12 protein-coding genes and 1 pseudogene are annotated in these 15,446 nt (G+C 69.9%); 8 read left to right on the forward strand and 5 right to left on the reverse strand.

Features of this window, described 5'->3' with window-relative positions; translation table 11 throughout:
- Positions 1 to 94: 94 nt before the first annotated feature.
- The 5 genes and pseudogenes from K1T34_RS26450 (at position 95) to K1T34_RS26465 (ending at position 4,548) form a co-directional block, all read left to right on the forward strand.
- On the forward strand, positions 95 to 1,807 hold the full coding sequence (locus K1T34_RS26450; protein ID WP_220246863.1) for an acyl-CoA dehydrogenase: 1,713 nt from the start codon (positions 95 to 97) through the stop codon (positions 1,805 to 1,807).
- A 198-nt stretch (positions 1,808 to 2,005) separates the two neighbouring features.
- A complete protein-coding gene (locus K1T34_RS26455; RefSeq protein WP_255638796.1) occupies positions 2,006 to 2,692 on the forward strand; it encodes an alpha/beta hydrolase in 687 nt (228 codons plus the stop codon).
- Positions 2,693 to 3,177: 485 nt separating this feature from the next.
- A pseudogene (locus K1T34_RS54745) lies at positions 3,178 to 3,564 on the forward strand (PucR family transcriptional regulator); the annotation flags it as partial.
- 221 nt (positions 3,565 to 3,785) lie between these two features.
- Complete coding sequence (locus tag K1T34_RS54750) at positions 3,786 to 3,974, forward strand: helix-turn-helix domain-containing protein (protein ID WP_370643839.1); 189 nt, start codon at positions 3,786 to 3,788, stop codon at positions 3,972 to 3,974.
- A gap of 67 nt (positions 3,975 to 4,041) precedes the next feature.
- A complete protein-coding gene (locus K1T34_RS26465; protein WP_255638724.1) occupies positions 4,042 to 4,548 on the forward strand; it encodes a GNAT family N-acetyltransferase in 507 nt (168 codons plus the stop codon).
- Between the two features lie 7 nt (positions 4,549 to 4,555).
- Here K1T34_RS26465 and K1T34_RS26470 read toward each other — a convergent pair whose 3' ends face one another.
- Positions 4,556 to 6,979, reverse strand: a complete 2,424-nt coding sequence (locus K1T34_RS26470) for a Tex family protein (RefSeq protein WP_220246865.1) — start codon at positions 6,977 to 6,979, stop codon at positions 4,556 to 4,558.
- 235 nt (positions 6,980 to 7,214) lie between these two features.
- On the opposite strand from K1T34_RS26470, the gene K1T34_RS26475 reads away from it, so the two are divergent.
- Entirely contained in the window at positions 7,215 to 8,657 is a 1,443-nt protein-coding gene (locus tag K1T34_RS26475; RefSeq protein WP_370643840.1) for a chitinase, read from the forward strand.
- A 177-nt stretch (positions 8,658 to 8,834) separates the two neighbouring features.
- On the opposite strand, the gene K1T34_RS26480 is transcribed toward K1T34_RS26475, so the two are convergent.
- The 3 genes from K1T34_RS26480 to K1T34_RS26490 all read right to left on the reverse strand — a co-directional run bounded on the left by K1T34_RS26480 (position 8,835) and on the right by K1T34_RS26490 (position 13,177).
- Positions 8,835 to 10,547 carry a GMC oxidoreductase gene (locus K1T34_RS26480; protein WP_220246867.1) on the reverse strand — a complete coding sequence of 571 codons (1,713 nt, stop codon included), beginning with the start codon at positions 10,545 to 10,547 and terminating at the stop codon, positions 8,835 to 8,837.
- 2 nt (positions 10,548 to 10,549) lie between these two features.
- Entirely contained in the window at positions 10,550 to 12,007 is a 1,458-nt protein-coding gene (locus K1T34_RS26485; RefSeq protein WP_220246868.1) for an NAD(P)/FAD-dependent oxidoreductase, read from the reverse strand.
- An 81-nt stretch (positions 12,008 to 12,088) separates the two neighbouring features.
- Positions 12,089 to 13,177 (reverse strand): winged helix DNA-binding domain-containing protein, encoded by a 1,089-nt coding sequence (locus K1T34_RS26490; RefSeq protein WP_220246869.1) that lies wholly within the window; start codon positions 13,175 to 13,177, stop codon positions 12,089 to 12,091.
- 81 nt (positions 13,178 to 13,258) lie between these two features.
- Between K1T34_RS26490 and K1T34_RS26495 the strand changes: the two genes are divergently transcribed.
- Positions 13,259 to 14,308: an AraC family transcriptional regulator gene (locus K1T34_RS26495; RefSeq protein WP_220246870.1), complete on the forward strand. Its 1,050-nt coding sequence runs from the start codon at positions 13,259 to 13,261 to the stop codon at positions 14,306 to 14,308.
- On the opposite strand, the gene K1T34_RS26500 is transcribed toward K1T34_RS26495, so the two are convergent.
- Positions 14,235 to 14,900, reverse strand: coding sequence for a TetR/AcrR family transcriptional regulator (locus K1T34_RS26500; RefSeq protein ID WP_220246871.1), 666 nt, complete (start codon positions 14,898 to 14,900; stop codon positions 14,235 to 14,237). The two genes, K1T34_RS26495 and K1T34_RS26500, sit on opposite strands and share 74 nt — an antisense overlap.
- 196 nt (positions 14,901 to 15,096) lie before the next feature.
- On the opposite strand from K1T34_RS26500, the gene K1T34_RS26505 reads away from it, so the two are divergent.
- Positions 15,097 to 15,402: a hypothetical protein gene (locus K1T34_RS26505; protein WP_220246872.1), complete on the forward strand. Its 306-nt coding sequence runs from the start codon at positions 15,097 to 15,099 to the stop codon at positions 15,400 to 15,402.
- Positions 15,403 to 15,446 lie beyond the last annotated feature (44 nt).

The raw sequence follows: 15,446 nt of genomic DNA on the forward strand, positions 1-15,446 counted from the left end.
ATCAGTATAGCCGAACGTGCACGCGGGGCCGAGTGAGTTTGCCCGCACCTCGGCCCCTTGCTAAGTTACCCGTCGGTAATCACGGAGGAGAGCCATGCCGCTGCTCAACCCGCGGGCCTACGACCCGCAGTCGTTCGACCCGGAGACCCGGCGCCTGCTGCTGGCCACGATCGAGTGGTTCGAGTCACGCGGCAAGCGCAAGCTCACCGAGGACTACCACAACCGCACCTTCTACGCGGACTTCCTCGAGTTCGCCGGCAAGGAAGGCCTTTTCGCCACCTTCCTCACGCCCGCCGCGGCCGCCGACGGCGCGCCGGACAAGCGCTGGGACACCAGCCGCGTGGCCGCGCTGGCGGAAATCCTCGGCTTCTATGGCTTGAACTTCTGGTACCCATTTCAAGTGACGGTCCTCGGGCTCGGCCCGGTGTGGCAGAGCGGCAACGAGGTCGCGCGCAAGCGGGCGGCAGACGCGCTGGACGCGGGCGGCGTCGGCGCGTTCGGACTGTCCGAAAAGGATCACGGCGCCGACATCTACTCGTCCGACCTCGTCCTCACGCCCGACGGCGCGGGCGGCTACCGCGCCAACGGCTCCAAGTACTACATCGGCAACGGCAACGTCGCCCGCACGGTGTCGGTCTTCGGCCGCATCGACGGCGTCGAGGGCCCGGACCAGTACGTGTTCTTCTACGCCGATTCGACCCACCCGAACTACCACGTGGTGAAGAACGTCGTGCCCTCGCAGATGTTCGTCGCGGAGTTCCGGCTCGAGGACTACCCGGTGCACGCCGAGGACCTCCTGCACGTCGGCGCGGAGGCCTTCAGCGCCGCGCTCAACACTGTGAACATCGGCAAGTTCAACCTGTGTTTCGGCGGCATCGGCATGGCCACGCACTCGCTGTACGAGGCCATCACGCACGCCCACAACCGGATCCTCTACGGCAAGCCCGTCACCGACTTCCCGCACGTGCGCCGCGAGTTCGTGGAGGCCTACGCCCGGCTGGTCGGCATGAAGCTGTTCTCCGATCGCGCCGTGGACTACTTCCGCTCCGCCGGCCCGGACGACCGCCGCTACCTGCTGTTCAACCCCATCACCAAGATGAAGGTGACCACGCAGGCGCAGAAGGTGATCGGCCTGGTCGCCGACGTCGTCGCGGCCAAGGGCTTCGAGGCCGACACCTACCTCGCCATGGCCAAGAACGACATCGACGGCCTGCCCAAGCTGGAGGGCACGGTGGCGGTGAACCTCGCGCTGATCGCGAAGTTCATGCCCGCGTACCTCTTCGCGCCCCAGGACTACGCCCCCGTGCCGACCCGCGACGACGCCGCGGACGACGAGTTCCTCTTCCGCCAGGGCCCCGCGCGCGGCCTGTCGAAGGTCCGTTTCCACGACTGGAAAACGGCCTACGGCAAGGCTTCGCACATCCCGAACGTGGCGCTCTTCCGCGAGCAGGCCGACCACCTCGTGCGCCTGCTCACCGAAGCCGCGCCGGACGAGGCCCAGCAGGCCGACCTGGACTTCGGGCTGGCGCTGACGGAGCTGTTCACCCTCGTCGTCTACGGCCAGCTGATCCTGGAGCAGGCCGAGCTCACCGGCGAGCCCGACGACGTCGTGGACCAGCTCTTCGCCGTGCTGGTGCAGGACTTCAGCACGGCCGCGGTGGACCTCAACGGCAAGGCGAGCTCCACGGCCAAGCAGCAGGAGCTGGCTCTGGCGGCCCTGCGCAAGCCCGTCGTGGACGCCGACCGCTTCGCTCGCGTGTGGACAGTGGTGCGGGACCTGTCCGGCACCTACGAGATGAACGCCTAGGCGCACCGGGTCCGCGGGCGCACCCGCGCGCGGACCCGCTCGGGCCCGTTGTCCTGACGGACAACAAACGGCCTCGTTCAGGTTGATCGGGAACATCGCGTTCGCGTGTGCCCTGCTGCACGGTGAGCAGGCAACCCCTTTCACCCCACAACAGGAACGAGGCTCGTCATAGCCGCTTCCGCACTCCCCACCGTCGTACTGGTCCACGGCGCCTTCGCTGACGCGTCAGGCTGGCAGGGGGTGGCCGCCGGTCTGCGTGAACGCGGGTACCCGGTCCTCGCTCCGGCCAACCCGCTGCGCGGGGTCGCCGCCGATGCCGGCTACATCAGGGACTTCGTGTCGACGATCCAGGGCGACGTCGTGCTCGTTGGCCACTCGTACGGCGGTTGCGTGATCACCAACGCGAGCACGGGCATCCCGAACGTGCGGGCGTTGGTCTACATCGCCGCTTTCGCGCCGGACGAGGGAGAGACGTTGCTCGAGTCCTTCGCGCTCGGCGGCGGGGCGTCCGAACTCGGTGAGCGCCTGGTTCGGCGCCCGTACCCGGGTGCGCCCGAGGGCGACGCCGACGGGTACATCGACCTGGAGTTCTTCCACCAGCTGTTCTGCGCCGACCTGGACACTGATCTCGCCGCTTTCATGGCCGTCGCCCAGCGCGGGTTCGCGCTGTCCTGCCTGTCCGCCGCTTCCGGAGTGCCTGGCTGGCGGACCATCCCGAGCTGGTACCTCGTGGCCGCCGACGACGTCACGATCCCGCCGGAGGCCGAGCGGTTCATGGCGAAGCGCGCCGGAGCGCAGACGGTGGAGGTCGCCAGTTCGCACGTCGCGATGATCAGCAAGCCGGCCGAGACGATCGACCTGATCGTCGCGGCATGCGGTGCCTGACACAGGACAAGCTCTAGGCTGACCTGGTGACGCGACGCGAGGCCACGAGCGGGCCCGATCCGGAGCTCGTGGCACTCGCCGGACGGCTGCTGGGCGCCATCGACGAGTTCGCGGACGAGATCGCGTCCGCGATCGAGGCCCGCGTCGAGTTCTACTCCCTGACTACCGTCGTGTCGGCAGACGACCTGAGGCGATCCGTGCGAGGCAACCTCGAGTATGTCCTCCGGTCCTTGCAGGAGGACCGGTTCGCCGACGTCGCGGCAGCCCGGACGACCGGTGCTCTGCGAGCCGAGCAAGGGGTGCCGCTGTCGGTGGTCATGGCGGCGTTCCGCGTGCTGTTCAGCCAGATCTGGCACAGCCTCGTGCGGCACGCCCGTACGCAGGAACGGGTCTCCGATCAGGCACTGGTGGACGCGGCCTCCGACCTCTGGTCCGCACACGACACCTTCGCCGAGGAGATGGCCGCTGCGCACCGCGAGGCGACGATGGCACTGGTGCTGCGGAACGAGGGCGAGCGGTCGGCTCTGGTCGGCGCACTCCTGGAGGGGCGGCCGCTGCACGAGACGTCCGTCTGGGAGGTAGCGGACGTGCTGCGCCTGCCCAAACGGGGGCCCTTCGTCGTGGTCGCGGCCGAATCGGTGCAACTGGCCCAGGAGGCGCTGCCCGGCATCGAGAACCGCTTGCGGGCACGACGCATCGGGTCGGCCTGGCGGCTGATGCCCGATGCGCAGATCGGGATCGTGCGCTTCGAGAACGACGCCGACCTGCGCCCGCTCGCGTCGACCCTGACGGCGTCGGCGCACAGCCGGATCGGCGTCAGCCCGCCGTATCGGGCACTGACGGAGACGGCGGCCGCGCTGCGTTTCGCGCGCATCGCGCTGGCGAGCACCGTCGCCGGCACGCCGCACGTCACGATGTTCGACGACTTTCCCCTTGCCGTCGCGGCGGTCAGCGCGCCCGACGCGATGCAGCGAGTCCGGCAGGCCGTACTCGGCCCGAGTCCGGCAGGCCGTACTCGGCCCGAGTCCGGCAGGCCGTACTCGGGCCGATCCTCGACCTGCCGCCCGAGCAAGGCAAGGTCCTCCTCGACACCCTGGCCGCGTGGCGGGACAACGGAGGGTCGGCGTCAGGCGCCGCGGCAGTTCTGTTCTGTCACCCCAACACGGTCCGCCATCGGCTGCGCCGGGTCGAGGCCGCCACCGGTCGCTCTCTCAGCGACCCGAAAGCAACCGCGGAGATCCTGATCGCGCTCGAGGCCGCGTTGCTGGGAATTGCGCGGTGATGACCGCCTGGGCTCACCGGTCCGCGATCCCGGGCCGGGCTCGCCCGCTCGGCTACGCCGGTGCTCGGTGACGGCACCCCGCCTCGAAGCCCGGGCCATCACCACCGCGCGGCTGGACCTGCTGCCGCTGCTGGTCGAGCACGCCGAGGAGATGGCGCGGGTGCTGTCCGATCCGGCGCTGCACACCTTCATCGGCGGCACCCCGGACACTCCGGAAGCCCTGCGTACGCGCTACCAGCGCATGACCGCCGGCTCGCCTGACCCGGCCGTGACCTGGCTGAACTGGGTGATCCGGCTTCGCGGCGATGCCTGTCTGACGGGCACCGTCCAGGCCACCGTGAGTGCCGCCGGCGCGGAGATCGCCTGGGTGGTGGGGACGCCGTGGCAAGGCCGCGGCATCGCCACTGAAGCCACCCAGGCGCTCGTCGCCTGGCTCGAACGGCAGCCGGTGGCCGCCGTTCTCGCCCACGTCCACCCCGGGCACCGGGCTTCCGCCGCCGTGGCCACCGCCGCCGGGCTCACGCCCACCGACGAGTGGCACGACGGCGAAATCCGCTGGCTCCGGGCCCGCTGACCCGGTCCTACTTGCCGAATCCGGCCCGCCGCAGCGCGTCGGCCATCGAGCCGTTGCCGCCGGAGTTGCCTCCGCGGTCACGACCGCCGCCGCTACCACCGCGGTTGCCCTGCTGGCCACGCCGCTGACCGCCGCCACCGCCCTGGCCGCCACCGCCACCCTGGCCGCCGCCGCCGCCCTGACCGCGGTCACGACCGCCGCCACCGCCACCACCACGACGGTCCTGCGACGAAGCACCCGGCTCGTCGTCCAGGCGCAGCGTCAGCGAGATCCGCTTGCGCGGCACGTCGACGTCGAGCACCTTCACCTTCACGATGTCGCCGGGCTTCACGACGTCGCGCGGGTCCTTCACGAAGTTCTTCGACAGCGCCGACACGTGGGCGAGGCCGTCCTGGTGCACGCCGACGTCGATGAACGCGCCGAACGCCGCCACGTTCGTGACCACACCCTCCAGCCGCATCCCGGGCTTGAGGTCACCGATCTTGTCCACGCCCTCGGCGAACGTCGCCGTCTTGAACGCCGGACGCGGGTCGCGGCCGGGCTTCTCCAGCTCGGTCAGGATGTCCGTGACGGTCGGGAGCCCGAAGGTCTCGTCCACGAACTCCGTCGGCTTGAGCGCCTGCAGCGTGCGGGCGTTGCCGATCAGCTCGCGGATGCCCGAGCCGGTGCGGTCGAGGATCCGCCGCACCACCGGGTACGCCTCGGGGTGCACCGAAGACGCGTCGAGCGGGTCGTCGCCGTCCGGGATGCGCAAGAAGCCGGCGCACTGCTCGAACGCCTTGGGCCCGAGCCGCGCGACCTCCTTCAGGGCGGTGCGCGACTTGAACGGACCGTTGGTGTCGCGGTGGGACACGATGTTCTCGGCGAGCCCCGTGGTGATGCCCGAAACCCGCGTGAGCAGGGGAGCGGACGCGGTGTTCACGTCCACGCCGACCGCGTTCACGCAGTCCTCCACCACCGCGTCGAGCGAGCGCGACAGCGACACCTCGGACAGGTCGTGCTGGTACTGGCCGACGCCGATCGACTTCGGGTCGATCTTCACCAGCTCGGCCAGCGGGTCCTGCAGCCGGCGCGCGATCGAGACGGCGCCGCGCAGCGACACGTCCATGCCCGGCAGCTCCTGCGACGCGAACGCCGACGCCGAGTACACCGACGCGCCCGCCTCGCTGACGACGGCTTTCGTGAGGCTCAGTTCGGGGTGCTTCTTGATGAGCTCCTGCGCGAGCTTGTCCGTCTCGCGCGACGCGGTGCCGTTGCCGATCGAGATCAGGTCCACGTGGTGCTTCGCCGACAGCACGGCGAGCTCGGCGATCGACTGGTCCCACTTGTTCGCCGGCTGGTGCGGGTAGATCACGTGCGTGTCCACGACCTTGCCGGTCGCGTCGACCACGGCCACCTTCACACCGGTGCGGAAGCCCGGGTCGAGGCCCATCGTCGCGCGCGTGCCGGCCGGCGCGGCCAGCAGCAGGTCGCGCAGGTTCGCCGCGAACACGCGCACGGCGTCGTCCTCGGCCGACTGGCGCAGCCGCATCCGCAGGTCGATGCCCAGGTGCAGGAGGATCTTGGTGCGCCAGGCCCAGCGCACGGTGTCGCCGAGCCACTTGTCGGCGGGCCGGCCTTGCTGGGTGACGCCGAACTTGTGCGCGATCCGCATCTCGTACTCGGTCGGACCGACGCGCGGCTCGGCGTCCTCGGCCCGGGGTTCCTCGGCCTCCATCGACAGGTCGAGGATTTCCTCCTTCTCGCCGCGCAGCATCGCGAGGATGCGGTGCGAGGGGAGCTTCGCGTACGGCTCGGAGAAGGTGAAGTAGTCGGCGAACTTCGCGCCTTCCTCTTCCTTGCCCGCGCGGACCTTCGACGCGATGTGCCCCTCGGTCCACATCTTCTCGCGCAGCTCGCCGATCAGGTCGGCGTCTTCGGCGAAGCGCTCCACGAGGATCGAGCGGGCGCCGTCGAGCGCGGCCTGCGCGTCGGCGACACCCTTGTCGGCGTCGACGAACACAGCGGCCGCGGCCTGCGGGTCGGTGTTCGGGTCGTTCATGAGGCCGTCGGCCAGCGGCTCGAGGCCGGCCTCACGGGCGATCTGCGCCTTCGTCCGCCGCTTCGGCTTGTACGGCAGGTAGATGTCTTCCAGGCGCGACTTCGTGTCCGCGGCCATGATCTGGGCCTCGAGCGCCTCGTCGAGCTTGCCCTGCGTGCGGATCGACTCCAGCACGGAGACGCGCCGCTCGTCGAGTTCCCGCAGGTAGCGCAGCCGTTCCTCGAGCGTGCGCAGCTGCGCGTCGTCGAGCATCCCGGTGACTTCCTTGCGGTACCGGGCGATGAACGGCACGGTCGACCCCCCGTCGAGGAGGTCGACCGCGGCCTTGACCTGACCTTCGCGCACCCCCAGCTCTTCGGCGATCCGTTCCTCGACCGACTGCACGCTCACAACCAGGCTCCTGCTCCGTCTCGGTGTCCCGTGCCGAGCATTCTGCCGCCCGGTGCGGTGCGACTTTCGTATGGCCCCGTCGAAGCGACGCCCGAACGGTTCCTTGACACCGAGATTGGTCTAGTCCACTTTGTGGTGACCTGCCTCACTCTTTCGTGGAGGTCTTGCTGTGTTCTCCAAACGGTCCCCACAACCTCGCCCTTCCCGCCGACCCAAACTCGCGATCAGCGCCCTGATCGCCACCGTGGCCGCGTGCCTCGGTGTCACCTTCGTCATCGGTGGCAGCGCCTCGGCGGCCAACATCCTCGCCAACCCCGGCTTCGAAAGCGGCAGCCTTTCGGGCTGGACCTGCAGTGGTTCCGCCTCCGTGGTGTCCAGTGGCGCCCACGGCGGGACCAAGGCGCTCAGCGCCGCGCCGTCGTCGTCCGACACCGCCCAGTGCTCGCAGCAGGTGACGGTGAAGGCGAACACCGCCTACAAGCTGTCGGCCTGGGTGCAGGGCAGCTACGTCTACCTGGGCGTCTCCGGCACCGGCGGCGCCGACACCAGCACCTGGACGCCGGGCACGAGCGGCTGGAGCCAGCTCGTGGTCGACTTCACCACCGGCGCGTCCACCAGCATCACCGTGTACCTGCACGGCTGGTACGGACAGCCGGCCTACCTGGCTGACGACGTCAACCTCGACGGCCCGGGCACCCCGCCGCCCACGACCCCGACCACGCCGACGACACCCACCACCCCGCCGACGACCCCGACCACGCCCACCACGTCCCAGCCGCCGACGACCGGTGACCTGGCCAAACACGTGCTCACGGGCTACTGGCAGAACTTCTACAACGGCGCCAAGGCCCTCAAGCTCGCCGACGTGCCCACGCGCTACAACATCATCGCCGTGGCCTTCGCCGACGCCACGGGCACACCGGGCGCCGTGAACTTCACGCTCGACTCCGGCCTGTCGTCGCAGCTCGGCGGCTACACCGACGCGCAGTTCCGCGCCGACATCAAGACCGTGCAGGCGCGCGGCCAGAAGGTGATCATCTCCGTCGGTGGTCAAAACGGCACGATCAACGTCAGCGACTCGTCGTCGGCGAACAACTTCGCCAACTCCGTTAAGTCGCTGATCTCGACCTACGGCTTCGACGGCGTGGACATCGACCTCGAGAACGGCATCAACGCCACCTACATGGGCCAGGCGCTGCGCAGCATCCACAACGGCGGCGGCTCGGTCATCACCATGGCGCCGCAGACGATCGACATGCAGTCCACCCAGGGCGGCTACTTCCAGCTCGCGCTGGGGATCAAGGACATCCTCACGGTCGTCAACATGCAGTACTACAACTCGGGCACCATGCTCGGCTGCAACGGCCAGGTCTACGCGCAGGCGACCGTCGACTTCCTGACGGCGCTGGCGTGCATTCAGCTGCAAGGCGGTCTGCGGGCCGACCAGGTGGCCCTCGGCCTGCCGGCTTCCGGCTCGGCGGGCGGCGGCTACCAGGCTCCGTCGAACGTCGTCTCGGCGCTCAACTGCCTCGCACGCGGCACCAGCTGCGCCGGCTTCAAACCCTCGGCCACGTACCCGGCGATCCGCGGTGCCATGACCTGGTCGATCAACTGGGACGCGTCCGCCGGGTACGCGTTCGCGAACACCGTTGGCGGCGCGCTCGCGAATCTGCCTTAGGGGCGCTCCGGACAAGACCTTGGAAGGACTCCCGCGACGGCAGGGAGGGCGTCGTCGCGGGAGCTCCTTTCAAGACACCCCCAGTGCACGTGCTCAGAGGGGGGTGAGCGCGTGCGACGCCGCAAGCGTGCCTGGTGGTGGTTGGTGGATGTGTTGAGGGATTGTTGAATCTGCTGGTCAGCGACCGATCCGGAGGTCGACGATCGGCAGCCGCAGTGCGCCGGGCGCCGTCGTCGGTACGGTCGGCTTGAGCGGCGCCACCGGAGTGATCCGGCGATAAGCCGAGCCCAGAGCCGGGCGGGGATCGGCCTCGCCCTTGTTCGGCCACAACGCCATCGCGCGTTCGGCCTGGGCGGTGATCGTCAGCGACGGGTTCACGCCCAGGTTGGCCGAGATCGTCGAGCCGTCGACGATGTGGAGGCCGGGGTGGCCGTAGACGCGCTGGTAGGGGTCGACGACGCCGGTGTCGGGGGAGTCGCCGATGGTGCAGCCGCCGATGAAGTGGCCGGTGATCGGGGTGTTGGCGAGGTCGGTCCAGGCGCCCTGCGGGAGGCCGCCGATCTTCGCGGCGACGCGGCGGGTCACGTCGTGGCCGGCCGGGATCCAGTCGGGGCTCGGTTCGCCGCTGCCTTGACGAGTGGTCATCCGGCGGCCGAGCAGGCCCCGTTTCGTGTACGTGGTCACGGAGTTGTCGAGCGTCTGCATCACGAGCAGGCCGATCATGCGTTCCGACCAGTGCCGCGGGTTGTGCAGGCGCGGCAGCTGGCGCCAGCGTCGAGCCAGTTCGCGAAGCCCCAGCGCCCACCGGCGTTTGCCGGGTTCGGCGTCCACGAGGACGGTGGCCATGAGGCCCATGACGTTGCTGCCCTTGCCGTAGCGCACGGGCTCGACGTGGGTGACGGCGTCCGGGTGGATCGACGACGTGATGGCGACGCCGCGCGTGTAGTCGGTGTCCTTGCGCAGCGAACGGGCGGCGAGCACGGCCTCGGAGTTGGTGCGCGCCAACAGGCCGAGGCGCGGTGACAAGCCCGGGAGCGTGCCGTCGTCGCGGAGCTGGTGCAGGAGCCGTTGTGTGCCCAGGGCCGCGGCCGAAAAGACGACCTCGCGCGCGGTGAAGGTGCGCCGGCCGCGCCGGACCCAGCGGCCGGTGCGCTCGGTGTCCACCGCGTAGCCGCCGTCGACCGGGCGCACGGAGACCACCGTCGTCAACGGGTGGACCTCGGCGCCGGCCTGTTCGGCGAGGTAGAGGTAGTTCTTCACCGTGGTGTTCTTCGCGCCGACGCGGCAGCCGGTCATGCACTCGCCGCAGTGGGTGCAGCCGCGCCGCGCGGGGCCGGCGCCGCCGAAGAACGGGTCCGGGGTCTCTTCGCCCGGGTGCGAGCCGAAGTACACGCCGACGGGCGTGCGGCGGTAGGTGTGGCCGATGCCCATGTCGTCCGCGACTTCGCGCAGCACCTCGTCGGCCGGCGTCGTGAGCGGGTTCTCGACGACGCCCAGCATGCGTTTGGCCTGGTCGTAGTAGGGCGCCAGCTCGTCCTTCCAGTCCGTGATGTGCGCCCACTGCTTGTCCTGGTAGAACGCGTCCGGCGGCTCGTACAGCGTGTTCGCGTAGACGAGCGAACCACCTCCGACGCCGGTGCCGCTCATCACGAAGGTGTTCTTCAGCAGGGTCAGCCGCTGGATGCCGTACAGGCCGAGTTTCGGGGCCCACAGGTATTTCCGCAGGCGCCACGACGTCTTGGCGAACTCGTCGTCGGCGAAGCGGCGCCCGGCCTCCAGCACGCCGACGCGGTAACCCTTCTCCGTGAGCCGCAACGCCGTGACGCTGCCGCCGAACCCCGAACCGATCACGAGCACGTCGTAGTCGGAGTTCGAGACCGTGCTGTTCAAGATCAGGCCACCACCCTGAAGTCGGCCGGGTCGAGCACCCGGGTCCTGCGGTCGTATTCGGTCACCAGACCGGGCCAGTTGGTGCTCACGCGCCCGTCGGCCTGGCGGTACCAGCTCGTGCACGCGCTCCACACGCTGTGGCCCAGCCGCTGCTGCACCTCGCGGTCGTAGCGCTCCTCCACCTCGGGCCGCACGTCCACATAGGACACCCCGGGCCGCGCGAGCTGTTCCACGGCCTGGCGGATGTAGCGCGCCTGCCGCTCGATCATATAGATGATGGAGCCCGCGCCGAGGTTGGTGTTGGGGCCGTAGACGCAGAACAGGTTGGGGAACCCGGGCACCGTCATCCCCAGGTACGCGCGGGCGCCGCCGCGCCACGCGTCGTCGAGACTGCGCCCGTCGAGTCCCAGCACCTTCATCGAGCCGAGGAAGTCGGTGGCGTTGAAGCCGGTGCCGTACACGATCACGTCGGCTTCGTGCTCCACGCCGTCTTCGGTGCGTACTCCACGCGGCGTGATCTCGCGGATCCGGCCGGTCTCGACCTCGACGTTCGGCTGCGCGAGCGCGGGCAGGTAGTCGTTGGTGAACAGGATCCGCTTGCAACCCAATGGGTACTTCGGCGTCAGCTTCCGCCGCAGCGCGCGATCCTTGATGTGCTTGTGCCGCAGCTGGGCCGTCCGCAGCTCGAAGGCTTTCGCCAGCGCGGGGTGGCGCGTCATCGCGTAGGTCGCGTACTCGGCGAGCAGGAAGATCCGCAGGCGGCCGAGCAGCTGCGTCGCCGGGAGGCGTTCGAACAGGCGCTTCTGCCAGCGCGCGTACCGCGTGTCGTTCTTGGCCATGATGTAGGGCGCCGTGCGCTGGAAGATCGTGAGCCGGGCGGCGCGTTTCTGCAGCTCGGGCACGAACTGGATCGCGCTCGCCCCGGTGCCGATCACGGCGACGCGCTTGCCATCGAGGTCCGCCTCGTGGTTCCACAACGCGGAGTGGAACGCCACGCCCTCGAAGCTGTCGCGCCCCGCGATGTCGGGCAGCACCGGCCGCGACAGCTGCCCGACCGCCGGCACGAACACGTCGGCCTCGAACGTCTCGCCCCCTGCCGTCTCGACGCGCCAGCGGCCCTCGTCGAACGTCGCGGCCGTCACCTCCTGGCCGTAGCGGATGTGGGGGCCGAGGTCGTAGTCGGCCACCACGCGCTTGAGGTAGGCGTGGATGTCCGGCTGCATCGAGAACCGCTTGGGCCAGTGGGGGTTGGGCGCATAGGAGAACGAGTACAGCGGCGACGGGATGTCGCACGCCGCGCCGGGGTAGGTGTTCTCGCGCCACACCCCGCCGGGCTCGTTCGCGCGCTCGAGGATCGTGAAGTCGTGGAAGCCGGCGCGCTTCAGTTCGATCGCCGTGCCGACCCCGCCGAACCCGGTGCCCACGATCAGCACCGACGGCGTCCTTGCCGTGTCTCCCATCCTGAGCAAGTTACTCACGCGTCCGTCGCGGTGGAAGGACACGAACGGTCAGATAATCGAGAATTCCGGCCAGTGCCGGGATTACGCGGCAAGCACCTGGATGTCGTGACGCAACCCGGGTTCGGCCCAGGTCAGCAGACGCTTGCCGGAGCTTTCCAACGCGGCTGTGTCGCGCTTCGGCAGCCGTTCGTACGGCGTGAGCACGAGCGTGGCCGCGTCGCGGGTGGTCTTGAGGTCCCAGGCGCCCTTCACGAAGCCGCCGACGAGCAGTGTGCCCTTGACCAGACCGTTCTGGCTGATCACGCGCTTGCGGTGCTCGTCGCGGATCACGCGCGTGCGGTCGGCGTAGGAGAGCAGCGGCTGGTCGAACGGCGCCAGCAACCGCGGCGGCGCGGGCACGTCCTCGCCGGGCAGCGTCGCGCCGGGCAGGTCGTAGAGCGTGCGGCCGGCGTAATCGACGTACGTGCGCAAGTCCATCCCGTCGACCACTTCACCGAGCTTCGTGAGACCCGACCACGCCTGCGCGTCGGCCACCGTCGCCGGGCCGAACGCCGCGAGGTAGCGCCGCACGAGCTGTTCGGCCGAGGACACGGCCTCGCTGCCGGCCAGCCAGCGGTCCGCGAGCTGGTAGGTCGGCTGGCCGGCCTGGCCCCACACGCCGCGCGGCGGGATCTGCACCAGCGGCAGGAGGCAGCGCGCCAGGTGCATCAACGCGTCGCTCTCGCGCTCGGGCCACTTCTCGGCGAGCGCGGCTCCCAGCTGCGCGCTCGTGTGCGGGCGGTCCGCGAGCAGTTCGCGCGTCACGGCGGCCACCTCGCCGTGGTCGAGGCCGGCCACGCGGGCCGCGTGCAGCGTGTTCGTGCGGAGGTCGCGGTCCATGATCGGCTGCACGAGCGGGCGCCACGCCAGCGCGTCGGCCGCCGTCACGAGGTGCACGGTGCCGCGCATCAGCACGATCCGCGCCACGCTGCGGTCCAGGAGCAGCTTCGCCAGGTCGTGCGGCTTGAAGCCGTGCAGCCGCGCCCACAGCGCGTAGTACGGCGGGAACGGCGCCTGCGCCTGCAATCCGGCGAGGTGCTCGACGGCCGCCAGTGCCGGCATCGACGCCCGGCGCAGCAGCAGCTGCCGATCCATCGTCGCGCGGTTGAGGGCTCGCAGACTCAGCTTCATGCGCCCGAGCGTAATGGGCATTGCGGACACAATACGTCCTCAACGAGCACAGCCGAACTGACCTGATCCATAATTCCGGCCATGGCAGAGCTGGCAGCCCCCGCGGTCCGCGACTGGGACTTCCCCCGCGGCACCGCCAGCGTCCTGCTCATGCTCGGGTTCGCCGAGGACCACGGCGTGCCCGCCGAAAAGCTGGTGCCGGGCACCCCGCGTGAAGCGCTGACCGGCCCCGATCGGCAGGTCGACGCGCGGCAGGAGCTGGCCGTGGTGCGCGCCGTCGCCACGCACACCGGCGGTGGCGACGACGTCGCTCTCGAACTCGGCCGCCGCTATCGCGTGACGACGTTCGGCATCTTCGGCTTCGCGTGTATCAGCAGCCCGACGATGCGCGACGCGATGCTGTTCGCGTTGCGCTACCTGGACTTGAGCTTCACGTTCTGCATCCCCCATGTGGAGCTGGACGCGGAGGGGATCAGCCTGGTGCTCGACGATTCGCGCGTACCCGCCGACGTCTCGCGGTTCCTCGTGCTGAGGGACCTCGCCGCGATCCACACCGTGATGCGCGACCTGCTGCCGGGGATTTCCCCACGGAGCCTGGAGTTCCGGCATTCGGCACCATCGTCGACGAGGTCCTATGTGGACACCTTCGGCGTCGAGCCGGTATTCGGCGCCGAGCGCCACCGCGCCGGCTTCGACCCCGCGTTCCTCACCATGCCGTTGCCGCAGGCCAACGAACAGACCGTGGCCCTGTGCGCCGCCCAGTGCGACGCCCTCGTGGCCCGTCGCCGCGAACGGTCCGGCATCTCCCAGCTCGTGCGAGAACGCCTGGTGCGCCTGGGCGGCGTCGACGCCGGCATGGACGAGATCGCGCGCCAGCTCACCGTCAGCCCGCGCACACTGCGCCGCCGGCTCACCGACGCCGGCACCGGCTACCGCCAGCTCGTGGACGAGGTCCGCCAGACGCTCGCCGAGGAAATGCTCGACACCGGCGCGTTGTCCGTCGAAGATGTCGCGCTGCGCCTGGGTTACGCCGAGGCGTCGAGCTTCATCTACGCGTTCAAACGGTGGACGGGGACGACTCCGGCGGCCTACGCGCGTCGTTCCGCTCCGCGAGCACGGCCGGGTAGGTGACCTCGATCAGGCCCATGATCGATTCCACGAGGAAGGTCCGCAGCTCGGCGCGGTTCAGCGTGCCGCGGATCAGCCATTCGCGAGACGCCGCGCGCAACATCCCGCCGTACGACCGGATCATCGCGCGCAGCTCTTCCCGGCCCTCGGTGACGTCGGTCATCAGGGCCCCGGCCAGCACGCGGTCGGCCGCGACGTCGTCGGCCTCCAGCATGATCCGCTCGATCTCGGGGTCACGGCCGGCGGACTCCGGGCCGATCGCGGTGAGCCACGCGTCGCGGTTGCGGTCGACCACGTCGATCCAGCGCTCGATGCCGACCTCCAGCCGGCGCCGTACGGGGCCTTCGGGCAGCGACTCGACCACGGGCGCGGGCACGATCATCATCTGCCGCACGACCTCGAGGTAGAGCTCGCGCTTGCCGCCGAAGTAGTGGTTGATCAGGGGCCTCGCCACCCCCGCGGCCGCCGCGATGTCCGAAGTGGACACTGACGCGTAGCTGCCGGCCCCGAACAGGCGCCGTGCCACCGCGAGGATCTCGGCCCTGCGCTCGGCCGGTTCCAGCCGGCGCCGCGTGGGCCGGGTTCCGGTGCTCATCGTGCCAGCCTTCTCGTCCTCCGTCCTGCTGTCAACAAGTTGTTGACCGCACGTAAAGACCGTGTACCACTGTTGTGTGTGACGGTATTTCTACATCGACTCGGTCCGTTATTGAACCGGAACAACCGGCCGGTAACTTCGCCGCCCACTGGGACGACGGATCGAACGGGGGCTGGGCGCGGTGGGGTAGGAGCAGATGAGCGATGCGGAGGGTGGCACGACTCGGCCTGCGGGCCGCTGGGTCAGCGTGCGCTTGCAGCACCGCCAGGTGCGCGTGGACGAACCCTGCTGCGCGGGCGAGTGCCGCGGTGAGTGCTCGGCGGACCTGTCCTACGACGGCATCGTCATCAGCAACTACGACGAGGGCGCGCTCGTCAGCGAGCGCTGGATCCCGCTGGGCGCCGAACCGAGCGAAGAAGACGACGAGGTCCTGATCGAGCAGCTGCGCGCCGCCATGCTCTGGCAGGCGCGCCGGCCGCCGAAGACCACGACGGGGGAGTGAATCGCCGCCGGGCGGGACTTTCCGGCGGCGAGTGTCACCTCGGC

Source organism: Amycolatopsis sp. DSM 110486, assembly GCF_019468465.1.
Classification (GTDB): domain Bacteria; phylum Actinomycetota; class Actinomycetes; order Mycobacteriales; family Pseudonocardiaceae; genus Amycolatopsis.